Origin of the sequence: Maricaulis sp., assembly GCF_048269565.1 — a bacterium.
Taxonomy (GTDB): domain Bacteria; phylum Pseudomonadota; class Alphaproteobacteria; order Caulobacterales; family Maricaulaceae; genus Maricaulis.
The window spans coordinates 1-24205 of record NZ_JBLXIK010000014.1 but is presented as its reverse complement, the minus strand read 5'-3'; the positions used below and the strand labels follow the sequence as shown (position 1 = coordinate 24205).

Below are 24205 nucleotides of genomic sequence, written 5' to 3'. Positions count from 1 at the left end.
TGGTCATGCCTGGCGATAATGTCGAGCTGAACGTCGAACTGATCGTTCCGATCGCGATGGAAGAGAAGCTCCGCTTCGCCATCCGCGAAGGCGGCCGCACCGTCGGTGCCGGCGTCGTCTCGAAAATCGTCGAATAGCCTGACAGACAGTGTCTGAGTGAGAGGGGCGATCCGCGATGCGGGTCGCCCTTTTTGCTGGCGCGCCGGGCGGTCTGCAGGCGGGCATTCACCCGTGTGGCTGAACGCGGTAAGTGTGACAGCTGGAACCAGCCGGAAGCGGGGCCTGACGGGCATGGCAAACACAGCGGACACCGGGCAGGGCGGCGCGATCGCGCGCCTTCTGGAGCAGGCGAACCGGCAGCGGTTGAGCGACCAGTTCGATGCGGCTCGGCTGAGCTGTCACGACGTATTCGCGCTCGACCCGGCCAATGCGGCTGCGATGTGCCTGCTGGGGGTCTGTGACCTGGAGAGCGGCGCGGTCGAGGCGGGCCGCGCCTGGCTCGACAAGGCCGAGGCCGCCAATCCTGCCTTGCCGCAATTGCACCTTTACCGTTCGATCCAGTGGGAATTGCTCGGCGATCCCGATCGTGCGCTGGCCGCGGCCACCGAAGCGACGCGGCTGGCGCCGGACATGTTTGACGCCTGGGGCCGGCTGGGGGATCTGGCCGGGCGCGCCGGTGATTTCGCCGTCGCGGCCCGGGCGCTGCAACGGGCGCTCGAGACAGGCGCGGAGCATCCGGCGCGGCCACAGATCGCGCTTCGTCTCGCCGGGGCGTGTATCGAACTCTCTGACATCGCGGCGACCCGCCATGCCCTTGATGTCGCCGAGCAGACCGGTCTGGCCGGCCATCCCGAGGTGTTGCGGCTGCGCACGGCGCTGGCGCGCCAGTCCGGCGACTGGGCCGCGATGGAGCGGTTGGCCAAGAGCTGGGTCGATGCCGCGCCCGGCGAGCATGAGGCCCTGAGCGCGCAGGCGCTGGCGCTGGGGCAGCTCGGTTTTTACGCGCGAGCGGCCCGGATCTATCAACCCGTTGCCGAAGCCGACCCTGAAGTCGCGGACAATTGGGCGGCGCTGGGACGGCTGGTGCTGGGCGCTCGCGATATCCCGGCAGCCCGGGCCCTGTTCGAGAAGGCGCTGGCGCTTGAACCGGGCAATGCCGAGGCGGCGTTCGGCCTGGCGCGGGTGCATACCTTTCTGGGTGCATTCGCGGAGGCCGAGGCGCTGTGCCGCCGGGCGCTGGAAAGCGATCCGGGGCATCTGGAAGCCTATGGGCAATTGTGTGAGGTTGCGTCGGGGCGTCTGACCGATGCGGAGCTGGAAGCGCTGCAGGCGGGGGTGGAGGAGCCCGGCCTCGCTGCCGACCGCCAGGCGATCGGACTGTTTGCCCTCGGCGATGCGCTGCACCGGCGCCAGCAGCCGCAGTCGGCCTTCCAGGCCTGGACGCGCGCCAATGCGACCAAGAAAATCCAGCATGGTCACGCGGCATCGGGCGGCTATGATCGCAGCGCCCAGGCGGCGCGAACGGACGCGCTGATGGCGATGTTCCCGGCGGAGGCCGAATGCGCAGCCCTGCCGGCGATCACGCAGGCCCGGCCGATCTTCATTGTCGGCATGCCGCGGTCGGGCACGACGCTGATCGAGGCGGCGATCGCCGCCCATGACGATGTGACGGCCGGCGGTGAGTTGAGCGCGATGCCCTTCATTCTGGAGGAGTTCCTCGGCTGGGCCCGGAGTACCGGCTGGTCAGGCGGAGAGATTCCGGTGATGCAGCGCATGGCCTGGCGCACCCGCTACTTCTCGCAGCATGCAGAGCTGGGCCTCGACCAGGCGCAATGGGTGACGGACAAGCAGCCGTCCAATTTCCTCGCTGTCGGGCTGATCCGCCAGCTTTTCCCGGAAGCGCCGGTCATCCATATCCGTCGGCGGCCGGTGGAGACGGCGTTCTCGATCTATCGCCGCAATTTCTCGCGGCAATGGCCCTTCGCCCATGATCTCGATGATATTGCTCACTATTATGCCGAACATGCGCGGCTGTGTGCCCATTGGGCGGCCAATCTGCCGCGGCGCTATACGACGTTGCAGTATGAGGCGCTGGTCGCCGATTTCGAGGCCCGGCTGCGTTATGTGATCGCCCGCACCGGGCTTGGCTGGAGCCGGAAATGTCTCGATTTCCACCTGCAGGAACGCTCGGTGATGACCTTCAGCTCGGTGCAGGTGCGCAAGCCCGCCTCCACGGATCATCTCAACTCAACGGCGGCCTATGCCGGGTTCCTGGACGGGTTTGATGACCGCATCGCCGCGCTGGGCGTCGATCCGGTCACCGGCGAATGGACCGGCGAGGGGCCGCAGGACGGCGCGGGCGCCGGGACGCAAGCGGGCGCTCGGGACAGCAAGCGCGGGCTGGGCGCCATTCTTGGCGGCCTGTTTGGCGGCGCAGCGCGAGGCGAATAGATGGCGGCGAGCCTGCAGGAGATCGTACAATGGCTGCAACGCGGCGAGGCGGCGCGGGCCGAGGCCGAGCTGAGCGCGATCCTGCAACGCAATCCCGGCGATGTTGAAGCCCTGCACCTGCGAGGCCTGGCGCGCGGCAAGACCGGCGCCTTCGAGGCGGGAGCCGCGGATCTGCAAGCGGCAGCCCTGCGTCACCCGCAACCCCATGCGGTACTGAATAATCTCGGCAATCTCTATCGCAGGTCCGGCCAGCCTGATTTGGCCGCTGCGAGTTACCGGCGCGCCACCGAGCTGGCGCCCGCTTTCGCCGATGCCTGGTATAATCTGGGCATTGCCCTGGGCGAAACCGGAGAACTGGACGCGGCAGCGGAGGCCTACCGGACCGGGCTGGGTCTACGCCCCGGACACGCGGCCAGTCTCAACGGCCTGGGCAATATTGCCGTGAAGCAGGAGGCATTCGAGGCGGCTCTGGACTGGTTTGACCAGGCCGTGGCGGCGCAACCCCAGGCGGCCTATATCCGGGTCAACCGGGGCTGCCTCTACCGCACGCTTGGCCGGGTGGACGACGCGCTGGGCGATCTCGATCTTGCGGTCCGGCTGGCACCGGACTTTGCCGACGCCCACTACCAGCGCGCCAACAGCCTGCGCAATCGCGGCCGCCTCGACGCGGCACGGCAAGGCTATCTGGCGGCGCTGCGGCTTGCGCCGACGCGGGCCGATATCCATCGCGACCAGGCCAGTCTGGCCTGGGAACTGGGCGAGGGCGCGGCGGCAACAAGCCTGCTCGATCAGGTGCTGCAACAGCGGGCCGATGCCGGCCTGCAGCTGGTGCGGGCGGAGATCCTGATGCGGTCGGGACAGCCGGAGGAAGCCGAGCGCGCCGCCGGACTGGCGCTGGCGCTGGAGCCGGCCAATCTGCAGGCGCTGTCCCTGCGGGGTGAATTGCGCGGCCGGCTGGGCCGGCGCGATGCCGGGCTGGATGATCTGCGCGCGGCCTATAGAGCAGCGGTGGCGTCAAGCAGCGAGGCGGCGGCCGATTTCACGATCCGCCACCAGCTGGTGGAGGCGCTGTTGCCGGCGGGGGAGGTTGATGAGGCGCTGGCGCTGCTCGGGGCCGAGCCGCCCGCAGAGCACTTGCAGAAGCATGTGGCGCTGCAATCGCTGGCCTGGCGGCTGCAGGGCGATGACCGCTATCGGCGATTTTATGACTACGACCGCTTCACGGCCAAGCGGATGATCGAGACCCCGCCCGGCTATGCCTCGCTGGCGGAGTTCAACGCGGCGCTGGCAGACGAGATCGAGCGCCTGCATGGCAGCGGCGCGCAACCGCTTGATCAGACCCTGTTCGGTGGCACCCAGTCATCCGGGCGGCTCTGGGACCAGGACAGTGCGGTGATCCAGGCGCTCGCCCACGCCCTGCAGGCGGCAGCCGGCGCCTTTGTTGCCGGCCTGCCCGACGATCCGGACCATCCCTTTTTGCGGCGCAAGAGTGAGGCTCTCAAGCTGACGGGCGCCTGGTCAGTGCGGCTGCGGTCCGGGGGCGGTCATGTCGACCATATCCACCCGGCCGGATGGATCAGCGCGTCATATTATGTCGCCGTGCCCGACAGCGTGATGGACGGCGAGCGCGCCGGCTGGCTTCGCCTCGGGGCATCCGGCGTGGCCGGGCTCGACCTGCCGGCCGAGCGCTATATCCAGCCGGAACCCGGCGCGGCGATTTTCTTTCCGTCCTATCTCTGGCACGGGGTCGAACCCTTTGTTTCAGAGGAGGTTCGTGTCACGGCGCCGTTCGACCTGATCCCGGCCTGAGACGCCAGTGCGAGCTGCGTGCCGGGGCCCGCAATTCCCCTCCCGCGTGTGCGGATGCCACACAAATGCCCCAATTCCGCACCGAATGAGGCAATTGCGCCACACTACCACCTAAATGCCCGGCGCACGGCTTCGTGACAGAGGTGTGTCATTGACCCTTTGCGAGCGCCGCGCCTATTTTGGCACCAAGGCGGGGAATCGTGTGCCCCGTTGAGAGGGGGGAGTCCTGCCTGATGATCATAATTCAGGGTGTGCTTCCCAATTCAGAATCCTTACTCGGAGGGATATAGAGTGAGACGCACTTCTTTGAAGGCTTGCCTGATGGCAAGCACGCTTATTTCCGGCCTGGCTGTAGCGGCCCCGGCAATGGCACAAGACCAGGACGTGGTGACGGTCACCGGTTCGCGCATTCAGCGTACCGACACGATCGCCCCAAGCCCGGTGACGAATGTTACCGCTGAACAGCTTGCTGTCGTGAACACCGTCAACACCGAAGACTTCATCAACACCCTGCCACAGGTTGTCCCTGCGTTTGACTCCACGTCGAACAACCCGGGCGACGGTACGGCAACGGTCAGCCTTCGTGGCCTCGGCACCACCCGGACCCTGGTCCTGGTTGATGGCCAGCGCTTCGTCGGTTCCAGCGTCAACAACGTCGTTGACCTGAACAACATCCCGGCTGCCATGGTTGCCAGCATCGATATCGTGACCGGTGGTGCTTCCGCTGTTTACGGTTCCGACGCTGTTGCCGGTGTTGTCAACTTCATCATGAAGGACGATTTCGAAGGCGTTGAAATCAATGCTTCGACCGAAACGTCCCTCGGCGATCTCGACGGTACGATCACCAACGTGTCGGTCACCATGGGTGGCAATTTCGACAATGGCCGCGGTAACGCAGTCATCTCGCTGGGCTACACCAATCGTGAAGCGCTGTTTAACGCCGACCGTGACTTCTCCTCGGTCGTCCTGTGGGATCCAGGTCCAGGCAATGAAGCCGACGGCTGGATCTATGGTGGTTCGTCCAACATCCCGGGTACCCGTATCCGTGGTGGCACGACCAACAGCTTCGGTCTCGACCAGGCTGCCCTGACCGCGTTCGACCCGAACTGCGTGGGTAACTGCTCCGGGTTCCGTGTTGACGAGGGCGGTAATGTCCGCGGTTACCGTTCTGGCGGCAATCCGAACGACACCTATAACTACGGCCCGAGCAACTACCTGCAACTGCCGCAGGAACGCTACAACATCTCGGCGTTCGCAACCTATGAAGTCAATGAGCACCTTGAGCTCTACGGCCGTGGCGTGTTTGCCAACAACGTTGTCGACTCTCAGCTGGCCCCGACGCCTGCTGGTGTGACCCTGACGGTCAACCTCGACAACCCGAACCTGCCAGCTGACCTGCTGGGCCTGATCGTTGCCGATCCGGGTTCGAACAATGGCGACGGCACCGGTACTGTCCGGATCAGCCGCCGTTTCGAAGAGTTCGGCACGCGTAATTCTCTGCGTGACACGAGCTCCTTCCAGGCTGTGTTCGGCGCCCGTGGCGCTCTGAACGCTGACTGGAGTTACGACGCGTTCATGAACTATTCGCGTTCGGCTGTCTCGCAAATCCAGACCGGCAACCTGTCCGTCTCGGCTCTGCAGGCCGGTGTGCTCTGCGATGGTGGTCCGACCGCGATCGCCAGCGGTTGTACCGCGTCGTACGCCAACGTCTTCGGTGGCCCTGGTGCCATGTCGGCCGCTTCGGTTGCCGAAATTTCGAAGACCGGTGCCCAGATCGACACCATGGAATCCTTCCAGGCCCTGGCTACCCTGTCCGGTACGGTTCCGTTCCTGCAGTCGCCAGCAGCCAATGACCCGCTCGCACTCGTTATGGGTGTCGAGTATCGTGAATCCAGTGCGGAATCCCGTCCTGACTCGGTCCTCGGCCCTGACGTTCGCGGCTTCAACCAGGCGCTTCCAGTCGGCGGTTCCTTCGACGTCTACGAATTCTTCGCAGAAGTCGAAATGCCACTGATCGAAGATCGTCCGATGATCCAGTCTCTGGCTCTGAATGCTGCTTTCCGTTCGTCGGATTACAGCACGGTTGGTCAAACGGAAGCATTCGCTGTCGGCCTCGGCTGGGAGCTGAATGACCAGATCCGTATTCGTGGTAACTTCAACCGCGCTGTGCGGGCACCAAATGTCGGTGACCTGTTCCAGCCACTGGTCAATGGTTTCCCGGGTGCCCAGGATCCATGCGCCGGCGGTGCCAACGGCTCCTATAGCGCAGCCACCATCGATGCCACCTGTACGGCTGCCGGCGTTCCTGCCGCTCAGCTTGGTGCAGACTTCCAGGGCAATGCCCAGATGGAAGCCCTGTTCGGTGGCAACCCGAACCTCGATGCTGAAACGGCTGATACCTACACCATCGGTGTGGTCCTGACGCCTGCTGCAATCGAAGGTCTGACTGTCACGCTCGATTACTACAACATCTCGATCGAAGACGTGATCACGACCCTGCCACTCCAGACCCTGCTCGACGAATGCCACCTGTCCGGCATTGCCTCGTCCTGTGCGGCTCTGGCCGGAAGCCGTAACCCGGGTACCGGTGAAATGGGTGCCAATGGCTACCTGCCATCGCTCACCAACATCAACGCCGCCGTCCTCGACGCCGAAGGCGTCGATCTCCGGATCGATTACGGCTTTGATGCAGGTGTGATGGGTCTGCCAGGCGATATGGCTGTCACCTATTACGGCGGCTACACCATGACGTCTGACCTGACCAACTCGGCGACGTCGCCGGTTACCGCTTGCGCCGGCCTCTACGGCCTGAGCTGCGGTGAGCCGACACCTGAGTACAAGCACACGATGCAAACCTCGTGGTATACGGGTCCGTTCACGACCTCGCTGCGCTGGCGCTACATCGGTGCTGTGGAAGCTGATTCTTCCACGCTGCCGTACCTCAGCACCTTCTCTGATCACATCGATGGCACGAGCTATTTCGACGTGACCTTCCAGTACGACATCAACGACACGTTCACCGTGAACCTTGGTGTTACCAACTTCACCGACACCGACGTTCCAGCCATTGGTTCGACGGCTTCGGAACAGGCCAACACCTGGCCTGCAACGTACGAAACACTGGGGCGTCGCCTCTTTGTTGGCGGTACGATGCGCTTCTAATCAACGCGTCAGCGTTTGATGGGGAAAGGGCGGTCCTTCGGGGCCGCCCTTTTTCTTTGCGCATTGACTGTCCTGTCCAGCCTGGGGCCAGGCGCTGTCCGCCGAATTTGCCCCGGCGCGCAAGGCGCGACATGATCGTCGGCGATGGAAGCTGTTGGCAAAAACGGCCGGGCCAGTCAGGCTTGGGCAGACTATTGGGACCGGCACGGTGCCGACAGCAATCGCCTGGTGGGCGGTGCACGGCATGGCGGCTTGTTTGACGCCTTCTGGCGCGAGACCCTCTCCGGGGAGTTCGAGGCCCGCAGCCGCGTGCGTGTGCTCGATGCCGCTTGCGGCGATGGCGCCGTCGCGCGGCTTTGCGCGCAACTCGCCGGCGATGCCGACGGATGCGCGGCCGATCTGCATGCATCCGACTTTTCCCCGGGAGCGTTGACGGCGCTTGAGCAGCGCCAGGGCGCGGCCGGCATCAAGCTGGTCGCTGCCGATGCCTGCAGACTTCCCTATGCGGATGGCAGCTTCGATATGGTGACCAGTCAGTGCGGGCTTGAGTATGCCGGTCACGAGGCTTTCAGCGATGCCGCCCGCCTTGTTGCACCGGCCGGGCGGATGCTCGCCGTCATTCATCGCACGGACGGGGTAATCTTCGACGAATGCACAGCCAATCTCGCCATTCTCGACCGTCTCGACAATAGCGGGGTCATGTCGAGTTGCCGGCGGCTGTTCGAGCTCCAGCGCAAGCTGCTGGCCGGCCAGGTCGTGCCTCGCGTGGTCGCTCGGGCCTCGGGCAAGCTTGGTTTGGCATTGACGCGCCTGACCGATGCCGTGCAGCGGGCCGCGGACGGCGCCGCCCGGAGCCACGCCTTGAGGCTGCTCGCCGATCTGGGGACCCTGCAGGTCCGGCATGCGGCCTATCCGCCCGATCAGATTGAACCCTGGCTTGATACCCAGGCAGGTGAGCTGATCGCCTTCCGGCAACGGATGCAATCAATGTTGGATGCGGCGGCCGACGAGCCCGGTCTGTCCCGGATCCTGGAGCGGCTCGATGCCGCCGGTCTTGGCCGGGCCGAGATCGGAGAAATCCGCGCAACGGGCATTGATCCGCCGCTTGCCTGGACCTTGAGCGCGGCTGCGGCTTGACATCGGGCGCGGGCAGGCCGATACCGCCGCTCTTGTCAGCAAGGCATGGGAAGAATGCGCTCGTTTCTGCGTTTTAGCTGTTTTCTTATGGCGCCGCAGGATGTAGAGAGCTGCGCTTCGGGTGTGGTGGCGGCGACGTCTCCATGCTAGTTCGCGTGCGCGATATAGGGGTGTAGCTCAGTTGGTAGAGCATCGGTCTCCAAAACCGAGGGTCGTGGGTTCGAGTCCCTCCGCCCCTGCCATGCCGCGCTGACGGATAATAGTCCTTACCGGGCGATTGAAATGACGGTCCTGACGGGCCAGATGGAAGTTTATGACGCGGAACAGGAACGATAAGGTGCCAGCCAAGCCCAAACAGGACGGTGCAGCCGCCAAGAAGCGCGGTGTCAATCCGTTCCAGTATCTCGCCCAGGTGCGCCAGGAAGCCCGCAAGGTAACCTGGACGAGCCGTCAGGAGACAATCGTCTCCACTGTGCTGGTGCTGATTTTGAGCACGATCGCAATTCTGTTTTTCTGGATGGTCGACCTCGGCATCCAGTTCACGGTCCAGAGCCTGCTGGCTCTTGGCTCCGGCGCTTAGGAGGAGGCTGTATGTCTGCCAAATGGTATATCGTGCACGCCTATTCGAACTTCGAGAAGAAGGTCGCCGAGGCCATCAGCACTGAAGCCAAGATCCAGGGGCTTGAGGACAAGTTCGAAGAAATCCTCGTCCCGACCGAAGAGGTGGTGGAAGTTCGCAAGGGTCGCAAGATCAATGCGGAGCGCAAGTATTTTCCCGGCTATGTCCTCGTCAAGATGGACATGTCCGACGACGCCTATCACCTCGTGAAGAATACGCCGAAGGTCACCGGTTTCCTGGGCTCTGGCAACAAGCCGATGCCGGTTACCGAGAACGAGGTGAAGCGCATTCTGGGGCAAATGGTCGAAGACGCCGAGCGTCCGCATCCGACCGTGTCCTACCAGATCGGCGAAACCGTCAATGTCATCGACGGTCACTTTGCCAGCTTCAACGGTGTCGTCGAGGAAGACGATCACGAAAATGGCCGCCTGAAGGTGGCAATCAATATTTTCGGCCGTGCTACGCCGGTCGAACTCGAATACGGACAGGTCGAGAAAATCGCCTGATCCGTAACATTGCGGGAGGTGCCGGCAGCAAGTCCATGCCGGGCCGTACCGCGAAACCACGGGGCGCAGATTGTGCCCTTTAAAGGAGTGGGAACATGGCCAAGAAGATTACCGGCTATATCAAGCTGCAAGTGCCTGCCGGGGCAGCCAACCCGTCGCCGCCGATCGGGCCGGCGCTGGGTCAGCGCGGCGTCAACATCATGGAATTCTGTAAAGCCTTCAATGCGAAGACCCAGGAGATGGAAAAAGGGATGCCAATCCCGACAATCATCACCGTGTTTTCGGACAAGTCCTTCACTTTCGTCACCAAATCGCCGCCGGCGAGCTTCTTCCTGAAGAAGGCTGCCAAGCTTTCCAAGGGTGGCACCACGCCCGGCCTGGCGATTGCCGGTTCCGTTTCAATGTCCCAGTGCCGTGACATTGCCGAACAGAAAATGAAAGACCTCAACGCGAACGACCTCGACCAGGCGACCAAGATCATCGCCGGTTCTGCCCGTTCCATGGGTCTGCAGGTTACGGAGTAGAACGATGGCGAAACTGGGAAAACGTATGGCTGCCGCCCGCGAAGGTATTTCGCGCGAAGAAGCCTATTCGGTCGACGCGGCTGTCAAGCACGTCAAGTCCAAGGCTACGGCCAAATTCGATGAGACCATCGAAGTGGCCATCAATCTGGGTGTCGATCCACGCCATGCTGACCAGATGGTCCGCGGCGTCTGTAATCTGCCGCACGGCACCGGGCGTACCGTCCGCGTCGCCGTGTTCGCGCGCGGCCCGAAGGCCGATGAAGCGACCAAGGCCGGTGCCGATGTCGTTGGCGCCGAGGATCTGATGGAACAGATTCTGGCCGGCAATATCAATTTCGACAAGGTCATCGCGACCCCCGACATGATGCCGATCGTCGGCCGTCTCGGTAAGGTGCTCGGCCCGCGCGGCATGATGCCGAACCCGAAGGTTGGCACCGTCACCATGGACGTCACCAAGGCGATCGAGGCCTCCAAGGGCGGCGCTGTCGAATTCCGTGCTGAGAAGGCCGGGATCGTTCACGCCGGTGTTGGCAAGGCGAGCTTCACCGAAGCGGCGCTGGCTGAAAATGTCCGCGCCCTGGTGGATGCGGTCGTGAAGGCAAAGCCGACCGGTGCCAAGGGGACTTATGTCCGCCGCATCGGCATCAGTTCGACGATGGGCCCTGGCGTCCGCATCGACTCGAGTGACGCTGTTTCAGCGTAACGGTATTGAAATTCGGTCCGACTGGCTGTAGCCGGTCGGACCATTCGGGTCTCCACCATGCGTGTTGTGCATGGGTTGGCCCACCTGTCCGAGATCACAAGGGGGGCGGCGTCCGCGTCGTGCCTTAATCCAGTCCAGGCCTTGTGTGAGACAGAGCGAGATACCTTCGGCCTTGTTCAAGGCCGTCGGTTCGAGCCCTGGGACAGGAATGCGCCGCGGCGTTGCCGCTCCCGTGACGGGAGTTGCCGCACCGGGGCGTCTTCAACGGGTCTCCCATGGTGGGAGACTCAGACTAGGGAGTCCGCATATGGATCGCACGCAAAAAGAAGCATCCGTTGAAGAGCTGAAGAGCATCTTCGCCGGTAGCGGATCCGTGGTCATGGCCCATTACTCGGGTATGACCGTTGCGGAAATGACGAACCTGCGCATCAAACTTCGTGAAGTTGGTGGCACGTTCAAGGTGGTGCGTAACCGCCTCGCCAAAATCGCTCTGCAAGGCCAGCCGGGTGAGGGCGCTGCCGATCTGTTTACAGGTCCGGTCGCTGTCGCTTACTCGGAAGACTTTGTTTCGGCGCCGAAGGTCGTGGTCGATTTCGCCAAGTCCAATGAGAAATTCGTCATTCTCGGCGGGTTCATGGAAGAGAATGTGTTCGATGCCGCCGGCATCACCGCACTCTCCAAAATGCCGTCGCGCGAAGAACTCATCGGTACCATTGCCGCCCGTCTCACGGGTCAAGCCTCTCAGGTGGTCCAGCGGCTCATGTCGCCGGGGCAAGGTCTCTCGGGAGCCATCGAGGCGATCCGCGAACAAGCCGCCGCATAACGTCATTCTCCGCATTCGAACCGACAAACCAACGTTTTACAAGGAATTGAACAAATGGCTGATGTAGCTAAACTCTGTGACGAACTCCTGGCCCTGACCATTCTGGAAGCCAAGGAACTCAACGATCTTCTCGAAGAAAAAGGCATCAAGGCTGCTGCGGTCGCCGTTGCTTCCGGCCCTGCCGCTGGTGGCGCCGCCGAGGCTGCTGAAGAGCAGACCGAATTTGACGTCATGCTGGTTTCGGCCGGCGACAAGAAGATCAACGTCATCAAGGAAGTCCGCGGTATCACGGGTCTCGGCCTGAAAGAAGCCAAGGACCTCGTCGAAGCCGCACCGAAGGCCGTCAAGGAAGGCGCGAGCAAGGCTGAAGCCGACGATATCAAGGCCAAGCTTGAAGCTGCCGGCGCGACCGTCGAGCTGAAATAATCACGCTTCGGCGTGACAGGTACGGTGCTCTCGGGCGCGTGGGGTGATCCTGCGCGTCCGTTAGCCCGTCTTTGAGAATTGGCGTTCCCCCGCTGTCGCTCCAGGGGGAGGCGCATAACCGGTCCCGGTATCTGTCGGGATCATGGAGCGGCACGGAGCGGGGATTTCCCCGCATCAGATGCGCAGTGCTGTCTGCGAAGGGAGCCGACATGGGTCTATCGTTCACCGGCAAGAAGCGGATTCGCAAGTCATTCGGTCGTATTCCGGAAACTGTTGCGATGCCGAATCTGATCGAAGTTCAGAAGAGCTCGTACGAGCAGTTTCTGATGAAGGATGTGCGCGCCAGCGAGCGCCCTGACACCGGATTGCAGACCGTTTTCAAATCGGTCTTCCCGGTCAAGGACTTTGCCGATCGCGCCGTGCTCGACTTCGTGTCCTACGAATTCGAAACGCCGAAGTTCGATACTGAAGAATGCCAGCAGCGTGACATGACCTATGCCGCACCGCTGAAGGTGAAGATGCGTCTCATCGTGTTTGATGTCGACGAGGAAACGGGCGCACGCTCGGTCAAGGACATCAAGGAACAGGATGTCTATATGGGCGATATCCCGCTCATGACCGACAAGGGCACCTTTATCGTCAACGGCACCGAGCGCGTCATCGTCTCCCAGATGCACCGTTCGCCGGGCGTCTTCTTCGACCATGACCGTGGCAAGACCCACACCTCCGGCAAATTCCTGTTTGCCGCCCGTATCATTCCCTATCGCGGTTCCTGGCTCGACTTCGAATTCGATGCCAAGGACGTGGTTCACATGCGCCTCGATCGTCGCCGCAAACTGCCGGCGACGACGCTGCTCTATGCGCTGGGTCTGGACAAGGAAGAGATCCTTGCGACCTTCTACAGCACGATCAGCTACAAGAGCACCAAGAAGGGCTGGACCGTTCCTTACGTGAAGGAACGCTGGCGCGGCGCCAAGCCGGCGCGCGACCTGGTCGATGCCAAGACTGGCGATGTTGTTGCCGAAGCCGGCAAGAAGATCTCTGCCCGCGCTGCCAACAAGCTGGCCGAGGAAGGCCTCGAGCTGCTTCTGGTCTCCGATGCCGATATCCTGGGCAGCTATATTGCCGAGGACATGGTCAATACCGAAACCGGCGAGATCTTCGTCGAAGCCGGTGACGAACTGACCGAGGAAGTGCTGGAAATCCTCAAGACGACCGGCGTCAAGGAACTGAACATCCTCGACATCGATCCCGCGACGGGCATCGGTCCCTACATGCGCAACACGCTGGCCGTCGACAAGAATGACAGCCGCGAGCAGGCGCTGGTGGACATCTACCGGGTCATGCGCCCGGGCGAGCCGCCGACGGCCGATACCGCCGAGGCCATGTTCCAGGGCCTGTTCTTCGACAGCGAGCGCTATGACCTCTCCGCCGTTGGCCGGGTCAAGATGAACATGCGTCTCGACCTCGATGCGCCGGACGATATGCGCACCCTGCGCAAGGAAGACATCCTGGCCGTGCTCAAGACCCTGGTGGGTCTGCGCGACGGTCGCGGCGAAATCGACGATATCGACAATCTCGGCAATCGCCGGGTGCGTTCGGTCGGCGAGCTGATGGAAAACCAGTACCGCATCGGCCTGCTCCGCATGGAGCGCGCGATCAAGGAACGCATGTCCTCGGTCGATATCGAGACCGTCATGCCGCACGATCTCGTCAACGCCAAACCGGCGGCCGCCGCGGTGCGTGAATTCTTCGGCTCCTCGCAGCTGTCGCAATTCATGGACCAGACCAACCCGCTCTCCGAAGTGACGCACAAGCGTCGCCTTTCGGCGCTTGGGCCTGGCGGTCTGACCCGCGAACGTGCCGGCTTCGAAGTCCGCGACGTGCACCCGACCCATTATGGCCGGATCTGCCCGATTGAAACGCCTGAAGGTCCGAATATCGGCCTGATCAACTCGCTGTCGACTTTCGCCCGCGTCAACAAGTACGGCTTTATCGAGAGCCCTTATCGCCGCGTCGAGAACGGCAAGCTGCTCGACCAGGTCGACTATCTCTCGGCGATGCAGGAATCCCGCTACGCGATCGCCCAGGCGAACGCACATGTCACCGAGAGCGGCATGCTCGACAATGAGTTCGTCAACTGCCGTGTGGCCGGCGACGTGACCCTGGTTCCGCGTGACGAGGTCCAGTATATCGACGTGTCGCCGAAACAGGTTGTTTCGGTCGCTGCGGCCCTGATCCCCTTCCTCGAAAACGATGACGCCAACCGCGCCCTGATGGGCTCGAACATGCAGCGTCAGGCCGTGCCGCTGGTGAAGGCGGAAGCGCCGCTGGTCGGTACCGGCATGGAAGCGACCGTGGCCCGCGATTCCGGGGCTGCCGTTGCGGCGCGCCGTTCCGGTGTTGTCGAGCAGGTCGATGCCACGCGTATCGTTATCCGCGCGACCGAAGATCTCGACGCCGCCAAGTCGGGCGTCGATATCTATCGTCTGTCCAAATTCCAGCGGTCCAACCAGTCGACCTGTATCAACCAGCGCCCGATCGTGCGTGTGGGTGATGAAGTGATCACGGGCGACATCATCGCCGATGGTCCGTCGACGGATCTGGGTGAGCTGGCGCTCGGCCGCAATGTGGTCGTCGCCTTCATGCCCTGGAATGGCTACAACTTCGAGGATTCGATCCTGATCTCCGAGCGCATCGTGCGCGACGACGTCTTCACCTCGATCCACCTCGAAGAGTTTGAGGTCGCAGCCCGCGATACCAAGCTGGGGCCGGAAGAAATCACGCGTGACATCCCCAATGTCGGCGAGGAAGCCCTGCGCAATCTCGACGAAGCCGGTATTGTCGCCGTGGGTGCTGAAGTTGCTGCCGGCGATATCCTCGTCGGCAAGGTGACGCCGAAGGGCGAAAGCCCGATGACGCCGGAAGAAAAGCTTCTGCGCGCCATCTTCGGTGAAAAGGCGTCTGACGTCCGTGACACCTCCCTGCGCATGCCATCGGGTGCCACCGGCACCGTGGTGGAAGTGCGGGTGTTCAACCGTCACGGCGTCGACAAGGATGAGCGCGCGATCTCGATCGAGCGTGAAGAGATCGAACGTCTCGGCACCGACCGTGATGACGAGCTCACCATTCTCGAGCGCAATATCTATCAGCGTTTCGGCGACCTGCTGGTCGGCAAGACCTCGGTCTCCGGGCCGCGCGGCTTCCCGAAGGGCAAGATCACCCAGGAATCCCTTGACGAGACCCCGCGCTCCCAGTGGTGGCGGATCGGTCTCGACGACGAAAAGGCGATGGCCGAAGTCGAAGCGCTGCAAAAGCAGTTCGACGACAGCCGGGCGCGCCTGGACCGTCGCTTCGAGGACAAGGTCGACAAGCTGCAGCGTGGCGATGAAATGCCGCCGGGCGTGATGAAAATGGTCAAGGTCTTCGTCGCCGTGAAGCGCAAGCTTCAGCCTGGTGACAAGATGGCCGGTCGTCACGGCAACAAGGGTGTTATCTCCAAGATCAACCCGATCGAGGACATGCCCTTCCTGGAAAACGGTGATGCGGTCGATATCGTGCTCAACCCGCTCGGCGTGCCAAGCCGGATGAATGTCGGTCAGATCCTGGAAACCCACCTTGGCTGGGCCAGCCGTGGTCTGGGCGCCCAGATCGGCGAGGCCTATGAAGCCTACAAGCGCGACGGCAAGATCGAAGCGCTCAAGGACGAGCTCAAGCGGGCCTATGGCGATGATGCCGAACTCCCCGAGACCGATGAGGGCCTTGCCGAGCTGAGCCAGAATCTCAAGCTGGGCGTTCCCTTCGCAACACCGGTCTTCGACGGTGCCCGTGAAGCCGATGTGACGGCGATGCTGGTCAAGGCGGGTCTCGATCCGTCCGGGCAGGTGACGCTGCATGACGGCCGCACCGGCGAGCGTTTCCGCCGCAAGGTGACCGTGGGCGTCAAGCATCTGCTCAAGCTGCACCACCTGGTCGACGACAAGATCCATGCCCGTTCCATCGGCCCCTACAGCCTCGTGACCCAGCAGCCGCTGGGCGGCAAGGCCCAGTTCGGCGGTCAGCGCTTCGGCGAGATGGAAGTGTGGGCGCTGGAAGCTTACGGCGCAGCCTACACGCTGCAGGAAATGCTGACGGTGAAGTCGGATGACGTGGCAGGCCGGACCAAGGTCTATGAAGCCATTGTCCGCGGCGACGACACCTTCGAAGCCGGCATTCCTGAAAGCTTCAACGTGCTGGTCAAGGAAATGCGTTCGCTTGGCCTCAACGTCGAACTGAAGAACGGCTAAGGCTGCAATCTATACGCGGGGCGGGCTCTGGGCCCGTCCCGTTTACCCTTTTGGGAGACGCCGACATGAACCATGATGTCATGAACATCTTCAATCCGGCAGCCGAAGGCCCCGCCTTCGACCGGATCCGGATTGCGCTCGCCAGCCCGGAGAAAATTCACTCCTGGTCCTTTGGCGAAGTCAAAAAGCCGGAAACCATCAATTACCGGACCTTCAAGCCGGAGCGCGACGGTCTGTTCTGCGCCCGCATCTTCGGGCCCGTGAAGGATTACGAATGCCTGTGCGGCAAGTACAAGCGCATCAAGTACAAAGGTATCGTCTGCGAGAAGTGCGGCGTTGAAGTGACCCTGGCGCGCGTCCGGCGCGAGCGCATGGGCCATATCGAGCTGGCTGCCCCCGTGGCGCATATCTGGTTCCTGAAATCCCTGCCATCGCGGATCTCGATGATCCTCGACATGGCGCTCAAGGATGTCGAGCGGGTTCTCTACTTCGAGAATTACGTCGTCATCGAGCCCGGCCTGACGCCGCTCCAGCCCTTCCAGCTTCTTTCCGAAGAAGAATACATGGAAGCCCAGGACGAGTATGGCGAAGATGCCTTCACCGCCGGCATCGGCGCCGAAGCCGTGCGCGAAATCCTGATCAATATGGACCTGGCTGCCGAATGCGAAAAAGTTCGCGTCGACATGAAGGAAACCGGTTCCGAGCTGAAGCTCAAGAAGTACGCCAAACGCCTCAAGCTGATGGAAAGCTTCATGACCTCCGGCAATCGTCCCGAGTGGATGATCATGACCGTGATCCCGGTCATCCCGCCCGAGCTGCGCCCGCTGGTGCCTCTGGATGGTGGCCGTTTCGCGACCTCGGATCTGAATGATCTCTATCGCCGGGTCATCAACCGCAATAACCGCCTGAAGCGCCTGATCGAGCTGCGCGCGCCGGACATCATCATCCGCAATGAAAAGCGGATGCTGCAGGAATCCGTCGACGCCCTGTTCGACAATGGCCGTCGCGGCCGGGTCATCACCGGTGCCAACAAGCGCCCGCTGAAATCCCTGTCCGATATGCTCAAGGGCAAGCAGGGCCGTTTCCGCCAGAACCTGCTCGGCAAGCGCGTCGACTATTCCGGCCGTTCGGTCATCGTGGTTGGTCCGGATCTCAAACTGCACGAGTGCGGCCTGCCGAAGAAAATGGCGCTCGAGCTGTTCAAGCCCTTCATCTATGCGCGTCTTGACGCCAAGGGTCTGTCCGGCACGGTCAAACAGTCGAAGAAGCTGGTCGAGAAAGAACGTCCGGAAGTCTGGGACGTGCTTGACGAGGTCATTCGCGAACACCCGGTCATGCTCAACCGTGCGCCGACCCTGCACCGTCTTGGCATCCAGGCGTTTGAACCGAAGCTGATCGAGGGCAAGGCCATCCAGCTGCACCCGCTGGTCTGCGCCGCGTTCAACGCTGACTTCGACGGTGACCAGATGGCCGTGCACGTGCCGCTTTCGCTGGAAGCCCAGCTCGAAGCGCGCACGCTGATGATGTCGACCAACAACATCCTCTCGCCCGCCAATGGCAAGCCGATCATCGTGCCGTCGCAGGATATCGTCCTGGGTCTGTACTATCTGTCGATCGCCAATGACGCCGAGCCGGGTGAGGGCATGGCCTTCGCGACCCGCGCCGAAATGGAAGCGGCGCTCGACGCCGGTTTCGTGAGCCTTCACTCCAAGATCAAGGCGCGCTGGGAAGGCATTGATGCCGACGGCAATGAAGTGACCCGCGTGATTGAAACCACGCCGGGCCGCAAGATGGTCATCGACCTTCTGCCCAAGCACGAGAAAATGCAGCCCGACCTGCTCGGTGAGATCCTCACCAAGAAGGCGATCGGTGCGCTGATCGATCACGTCTATCGTCACTGCGGCCAGAAGGCGACGGTCATCTTCTGCGACCAGATCATGGCGCTCGGCTTCCGCGAAGCGGCGCGCGCCGGCATTTCCTTCGGCAAGGACGACATGCTCGTTCCCGACGCCAAGGCGACGCTGGTCGGCAATACCCGTACGCTGGTTTCCGACTACGAGCAGCAATATGTCGACGGTCTGATCACCAAGGGTGAGAAGTACAACAAGGTCGTTGATGCCTGGGCGAAGTGTACCGACGCCGTGGCTGACGCGATGATGGACGAGATCTCCAAGACCTATGTCGGGGACGATGGCCGGACGTCGGAAGTCAATTCCGTCTACATGATGGCCCACTCCGGTGCGCGTGGTTCGAAGAACCAGATGAAGCAGCTCGCCGGCATGCGCGGCCTGATGGCCAAGCCGTCGGGCGAGATCATCGAGACGCCGATTATCTCGAACTTCAAGGAAGGCCTGACCGTCCTTGAATACTTCAACTCCACCCACGGCGCCCGCAAGGGCCTGGCGGATACGGCACTGAAGACGGCCAACTCGGGTTACCTGACCCGCCGTCTGGTCGATGTCGCCCAGGATTGTATCGTCACGGAAGAGGATTGCGGCACCTCGCAAGGCTTCCAGATCGCTGCGGTTGTCGATGGCGGCGATATCGTCGTTTCGCTCGAGCAGCGCATTCTCGGCCGCACCACGGCCGAGGCGGTCATCCATCCGGTGACCGGCGAGACGATCTGTCCGGCCGACAGCTATGTCGATGAAGACCTTGCGGTCGAGATCGACCGGGCCGGCGTCCAGAGCGTGTTCGCGCGCTCGCCGCTGACCTGCGAAACCCGCATTGGCGTCTGCGCCACCTGTTATGGCCGTGACCTCGCCCGCGGTACGCGCGTCAATATCGGTGAGGCCGTCGGCGTCATCGCGGCACAGTCGATCGGTGAGCCTGGAACCCAGCTGACGATGCGGACCTTCCACATCGGCGGTACGGCCCAGGTCTCCGAACAGTCCTTCATCGAGGCGACTCACCCGGGCAAGGTCGTGTTCAAGAACACGGCGATCGTGGCCAATGCGGAAGGCGACCTGATCGTCATGAGCCGCAACATGCAAGTCGCCATTGCCGATACCGAGGGCAAGGAGCGCGAATCCTACAAGCTGACCTACGGCACCAAGCTGAAGGTCAAGGAGGGCGACAAGGCCGAGCGCGGCCAGCGTCTGGCCGAGTGGGACCCGTACACCGCGCCGATCGTTTCGGAAGTTGGCGGTACGGTTCGCCTCGTCGACATCGCCGAGGGTGTCTCGGTCAAGGAAGAAACCGACGAAGCCACCGGTATCGCCTCCAAGGTGATCATCGACTGGCGCGGCAGTGCCAAGGCCAATGCGCTGCAGCCTGCTATCGTCATCCAGGACGAGGCCGGTGAGCCGATCAAGCTGCCGACAGGTTCGATGGCCAGCTATATGCTCGCCGTCGGGGCCATTCTTTCGGTCAATTCCGGCGATACGGTTCGCCCGGGTGATATCGTCGCCCGGATCCCGACCGAAGGTGCCAAGACACGCGACATCACCGGCGGTCTGCCGCGGGTTGCCGAGCTGTTCGAGGCCCGCCGTCCGAAGGATCACGCGGTCATCGCCGAAATCAGCGGCCGGGTCGAGTTCGGCCGCGACTACAAGAACAAGCGCCGCATCGCCATCGTTCCCGAAGGTGATGATCAGGAGAAGGTCGAATACCTGGTACCGAAGGGCAAACACCTCACGGTCCAGGAAAACGACTTCATCCAGAAGGGCGAATATCTGCTCGACGGTCACCCGGCGCCGCACGATATTCTCGCCATCCTGGGCGTCTCGGCCCTGGCCGAATACCTGATCGACGAGATCCAGGAAGTCTATCGCCTGCAAGGCGTGCCGATTAATGACAAGCACATCGAGGTCATTGTCCGGCAGATGCTGCAGAAGATCGAAGTCAGGGATCCCGGCGAGAGCTCCTACCTGGCGGCCGAACAGGTCGACAAGATCGAGTTCATCGAGACCAATGAGCGTCTTGAGGCCGAGGGCAAACGTCTTGCCACCGGTGAGCCCGTCCTGCTCGGCATCACAAAGGCGTCGCTGCAGACCCGCTCCTTCATCTCGGCAGCCTCCTTCCAGGAGACCACCCGCGTCCTCACTGAGGCGGCGGTCCAGGGCAAGGAAGACACGCTTGAGGGCCTGAAGGAGAATGTCATCGTCGGGCGTCTGATTCCGGCCGGTACCGGTGCGATGATGCGCCTGTATCAGCGCGTGGCCGACGAGCGTGACGATGTCATGCTGGCCGAACGTCAGACTGCTGTTGAAGCTGAGGGGCTGCCGAGCGAAATCGTCGAGGCAGCGGCGGCCGAGAAGGCTGCGGCAACCGACGCCGAGACCAACCCTGGCTAGGTTTTTGACGCCAATCCATGCGGAAAGGGTCGCCGGTATTCCGGCGGCCCTTTTTTGTTACTGCCGGTTTACCGTACGGCGTTCACAAAAAGTGTGAACCACGGCTTGACGTATCCGAGTCGCGTGCGTAGTTTCCGGCCTCGTTTTGAGGATGAGCTGTAACCCACGCGGTTAGACGTCATCCACGGTAACGTAAAACCCCTGACGCCGCCGTGCGGGCCCTGGCCCGGACGTCGGGGTCTTTGTTTGCGTCCGGCAAGGCCTTCGGGTTTTGCGGGGCGTGCTTCTTGAGATCAGAAACGGAAACGAGCGGGATGCCCACAATCAACCAGCTCATACGCAAGCCGCGGAAGGACAAGCCCAAGCGCAATAAGGTGCCGGCTCTCCAGGCTTGCCCTCAGCGTCGCGGTGTTTGCACGCGTGTCTATACGACGACCCCAAAGAAGCCGAACTCGGCTTTGCGGAAGGTCGCGAAGGTGCGTTTGACCAATGGTCATGAAGTTGTGAGCTATATCCCGGGCGAGGGGCATAATCTTCAGGAACACTCGGTGGTCCTCATTCGCGGCGGTCGCGTCAAGGATCTTCCCGGCGTTCGCTATCACATACTTCGCGGCGTTCTGGATACCCAGGGCGTCAAGGATCGCAAGCAACGCCGTTCCAAGTACGGCGCCAAGCGTCCTAAGTAGGAGAGGCGTCCATGTCTCGTCGTCACCGCGCAGAGAAACGTGAAATCAATCCGGACCCGAAATTCGGGGATCGTGATCTCACGAAATTTATGAATTACATCATGCTCGACGGCAAAAAATCCGTCGCCGAGCGGATCGTCTACGGCGCTCTCGAAATTGTCGAGGGCAAGCTGAAGCGCGAACCGATCAAGGTCTTCCATGAGGCCCTTGAGAATGTTGCTCCGGAAGTTGAGGTCCGTTCCCGCCGCGTTGGTGGTGCGACCTATCAGGTCCCGGTTGAAGTGCGTCAGGAGCGCAAGAAGGCGTTGGCCATTCGTTGGCTGACGACCGCTGCGCGCGGACGCAATGAAAACACGATGCGTGAGCGTCTTGCTGCTGAAATGATGGATGCTTCCGCCAATCGCGGAACCGCCGTCAAGAAGCGTGAAGACACGCACCGGATGGCGGAAGCCAACCGCGCGTTCTCGCACTACCGCTGGTAATCACCTCGCTGGTAACCCGGCACATACCGACCTGACCCAAGGACTCCAGAAATGGCCCGCGAATACAAAATCGAGGACTACCGCAATTTCGGCATCATGGCCCACATCGATGCCGGGAAGACGACAACGACCGAGCGGGTCCTCTATTACACCGGCAAATCCCACAAGATCGGGGAAGTCCATGATGGCGCCGCCACGATGGACTGGATGGAGCAGGAGCAGGAGCGTGGCATCACGATCACCTCTGCTGCAACGACCTGTTTCTGGGCCGGCAAGCGTCTGAACATCATCGACACCCCTGGTCACGTCGACTTCACGATTGAAGTCGAGCGTTCCCTGCGTGTGCTCGATGGTGCCGTGGCGCTGCTGGATGCCAATGCCGGTGTCGAGCCGCAGACCGAGACTGTCTGGCGTCAGGCCGACAAGTACAAAGTCCCGCGCATGTTCTTCGTCAACAAGATGGACAAGCTTGGCGCGGACTTCTACCGCTCGATCGAGATGATCGAGGAGCGCTTGGCCTGTGTGCCGCTGGCGATCCAGCTGCCGATCGGTTCCGAGAATGAATACAAGGGTCTGGTCGATCTGCTGACCATGAAGGCGATCATCTGGGAAGACGAGGGCCTCGGCGCTGCTTTCCATGAGGAAGAAATTCCCGCCGATCTGGCCGAGAAGGCCGAGGAATGGCGCATCAAGATGATCGAGACCATCGTCGAGCTCGATGAGGCGGCCATGGAAGCCTATCTTGAGGGGCAGGAGCCTTCCATCGAGACGATGAAGGACCTGATCCGCAAGGGCACGATCTCTCTGGCCTTCCATCCGGTTCTGTGTGGCACCGCGTTCAAGAACAAGGGCGTTCAGCCCCTGCTCGACGCCGTGGTCGATTATCTGCCGTGCCCGCTGGATATTCCGGCAATCCGCGGCATCGATCTGAAGACCGAGAAGGAAATCGTCCGGCGTCCGCTTGACGATGAGCCGATGGCGCTGCTGGCCTTCAAGATCATGAACGACCCCTTCGTTGGCTCGCTCACTTTCTGCCGTCTGTATTCGGGTCGCCTCGAAACCGGCACCACCGTGCTCAACACGGTGAAGGAAAAGAAAGAGCGCATCGGCCGCATGCTGCAGATGCACTCCAACTCGCGTGAAGACATCAAGGAATGCTTCGCTGGCGATATCGTCGCCATCGCAGGCCTCAAGGACACCACGACCGGCGACACGCTTTGCGATGTTTCCAGCCCCGTCATCCTTGAGCGCATGGTCTTCCCGGAACCGGTGATCGAGCTCGCGATCGAGCCGAAATCCAAGGCCGACCAGGAAAAGCTCGGCGTTGCGCTGCAGCGTCTGGCTGCCGAGGATCCGTCTTTCCGCATGAAAACCGACCTGGACTCCGGCCAGACCATCATCGCCGGCATGGGTGAGCTTCACCTCGACATCCTGGTCGATCGCATGCGTCGTGAATACAAGGTCGAGGCCAATATCGGCGCGCCGCAGGTGGCTTACCGCGAAGCGCTCGGCAAGGCCGGTCTGGTCGACTACACGCACAAGAAACAGTCCGGCGGTTCCGGTCAGTTCGCGCGCGTCAAGATCGAGTTCACGCCTGGCGAGCCGGGTTCGGGCTTCGTGTTCGAATCGAAGGTTGTCGGTGGTTCGGTGCCGCGGGAATATATCCCGGGTGTCGAAAAGGGCCTGAAATCCGTGATGGATAACGGTCTGATCGCCGGCTTCCCCGTGATCGATGTTCACGCCAGCCTGGTTGATGGTGCCTTCCACGATGTTGACTCCAGCGTGCTGGCGTTCGAGATCGCGGCCCGTGCCGCCTTCCGCGAAGCCAAACAGCACTGCGCACCGAAACTGCTTGAGCCGATCATGAAGGTTGAAGTCGTGACGCCGGACGAATACACCGGCGGCGTCATCGGTGATTTGAATTCGCGTCGCGGCCAGATTTCCGGCCAGGAGATGCGGGGCAATGCGACCGTCGTGAATGCGATGGTGCCGCTGGCCAACATGTTTGGCTATGTCAGCAATCTGCGGTCTTCGACCCAGGGGCGTGCCCAGTTTACCATGCAGTTCGACCACTACGAGGCCGTGCCCAAGGCGGTCGAACAGGAAGTTATCGCGAAGTCGGCCTAAGGCCGCGCTTCAATACCTATTGAAAACGAACGAGAGATTTCGGAGCTAGATCATGGCGAAGGAAAAGTTTGAGCGGACGAAGCCGCACGCGAACATCGGGACGATCGGTCACGTTGATCACGGCAAGACGACGCTGACGGCAGCGATTACGATGGTTCTGGCGGAAGCC

The 24205-nt window shown here is 62.0% G+C and carries 16 protein-coding genes, 1 tRNA gene and 1 pseudogene; all 18 read left to right on the top strand.

Translation table 11 applies throughout. The features are described from left to right. A pseudogene (gene tuf, locus ACN0YL_RS14795) lies at positions 1–137 on the top strand (elongation factor Tu); the annotation flags it as partial. A gap of 154 nt (positions 138–291) precedes the next feature. Beyond that, positions 292–2451: a sulfotransferase gene (locus ACN0YL_RS14790; protein WP_417498472.1), complete on the top strand. Its 2160-nt coding sequence runs from the start codon at positions 292–294 to the stop codon at positions 2449–2451. Further along, positions 2452–4260 carry a tetratricopeptide repeat protein gene (locus ACN0YL_RS14785; RefSeq protein WP_417498471.1) on the top strand — a complete coding sequence of 603 codons (1809 nt, stop codon included), beginning with the start codon at positions 2452–2454 and terminating at the stop codon, positions 4258–4260. It abuts the gene before it with no gap. A 321-nt stretch (positions 4261–4581) separates the two neighbouring features. Beyond that, positions 4582–7422, top strand: coding sequence for a TonB-dependent receptor plug domain-containing protein (locus tag ACN0YL_RS14780; protein WP_417498470.1), 2841 nt, complete (start codon positions 4582–4584; stop codon positions 7420–7422). 144 nt (positions 7423–7566) lie between these two features. After that, a complete protein-coding gene (locus tag ACN0YL_RS14775) occupies positions 7567–8559 on the top strand; it encodes a class I SAM-dependent methyltransferase (protein WP_417498469.1) in 993 nt (330 codons plus the stop codon). Positions 8560–8725: 166 nt separating this feature from the next. After that, a tRNA-Trp gene (locus ACN0YL_RS14770) sits at positions 8726–8801 on the top strand. A gap of 95 nt (positions 8802–8896) precedes the next feature. Continuing rightward, positions 8897–9139: a preprotein translocase subunit SecE gene (gene secE, locus ACN0YL_RS14765; RefSeq protein WP_417498468.1), complete on the top strand. Its 243-nt coding sequence runs from the start codon at positions 8897–8899 to the stop codon at positions 9137–9139. An 11-nt stretch (positions 9140–9150) separates the two neighbouring features. Then, positions 9151–9684, top strand: a complete 534-nt coding sequence (gene nusG, locus ACN0YL_RS14760) for a transcription termination/antitermination protein NusG (protein ID WP_417471398.1) — start codon at positions 9151–9153, stop codon at positions 9682–9684. A gap of 95 nt (positions 9685–9779) precedes the next feature. Then, complete coding sequence (gene rplK, locus ACN0YL_RS14755; protein WP_417471396.1) at positions 9780–10208, top strand: 50S ribosomal protein L11; 429 nt, start codon at positions 9780–9782, stop codon at positions 10206–10208. A 4-nt stretch (positions 10209–10212) separates the two neighbouring features. Further along, a complete protein-coding gene (gene rplA / locus ACN0YL_RS14750; protein WP_417471394.1) occupies positions 10213–10911 on the top strand; it encodes a 50S ribosomal protein L1 in 699 nt (232 codons plus the stop codon). 307 nt (positions 10912–11218) lie between these two features. Further along, positions 11219–11734 (top strand): 50S ribosomal protein L10, encoded by a 516-nt coding sequence (gene rplJ, locus ACN0YL_RS14745; protein WP_417498467.1) that lies wholly within the window; start codon positions 11219–11221, stop codon positions 11732–11734. A 54-nt stretch (positions 11735–11788) separates the two neighbouring features. After that, positions 11789–12160 (top strand): 50S ribosomal protein L7/L12, encoded by a 372-nt coding sequence (gene rplL / locus ACN0YL_RS14740; protein WP_417471390.1) that lies wholly within the window; start codon positions 11789–11791, stop codon positions 12158–12160. A 209-nt stretch (positions 12161–12369) separates the two neighbouring features. Beyond that, positions 12370–16446 (top strand): DNA-directed RNA polymerase subunit beta, encoded by a 4077-nt coding sequence (rpoB, locus tag ACN0YL_RS14735; RefSeq protein WP_417498466.1) that lies wholly within the window; start codon positions 12370–12372, stop codon positions 16444–16446. 65 nt (positions 16447–16511) lie between these two features. Beyond that, positions 16512–20741: a DNA-directed RNA polymerase subunit beta' gene (gene rpoC, locus ACN0YL_RS14730; RefSeq protein WP_417498465.1), complete on the top strand. Its 4230-nt coding sequence runs from the start codon at positions 16512–16514 to the stop codon at positions 20739–20741. Positions 20742–21055: 314 nt separating this feature from the next. After that, on the top strand, positions 21056–21427 hold the full coding sequence (gene rpsL / locus ACN0YL_RS14725; RefSeq protein ID WP_011643738.1) for a 30S ribosomal protein S12: 372 nt from the start codon (positions 21056–21058) through the stop codon (positions 21425–21427). An 11-nt stretch (positions 21428–21438) separates the two neighbouring features. Further along, on the top strand, positions 21439–21909 hold the full coding sequence (gene rpsG / locus ACN0YL_RS14720) for a 30S ribosomal protein S7 (RefSeq protein WP_091771907.1): 471 nt from the start codon (positions 21439–21441) through the stop codon (positions 21907–21909). Positions 21910–21960: 51 nt separating this feature from the next. After that, the gene (fusA, locus tag ACN0YL_RS14715; RefSeq protein ID WP_417498464.1) at positions 21961–24036 is read left to right on the top strand and encodes an elongation factor G; all 2076 of its coding nucleotides are present in this window, start codon (positions 21961–21963) and stop codon (positions 24034–24036) included. 52 nt (positions 24037–24088) lie between these two features. Then, positions 24089–24205 (top strand): GTP-binding protein (locus ACN0YL_RS14710; protein WP_143742936.1); only part of this gene is annotated, 117 nt, incomplete at its 3' end.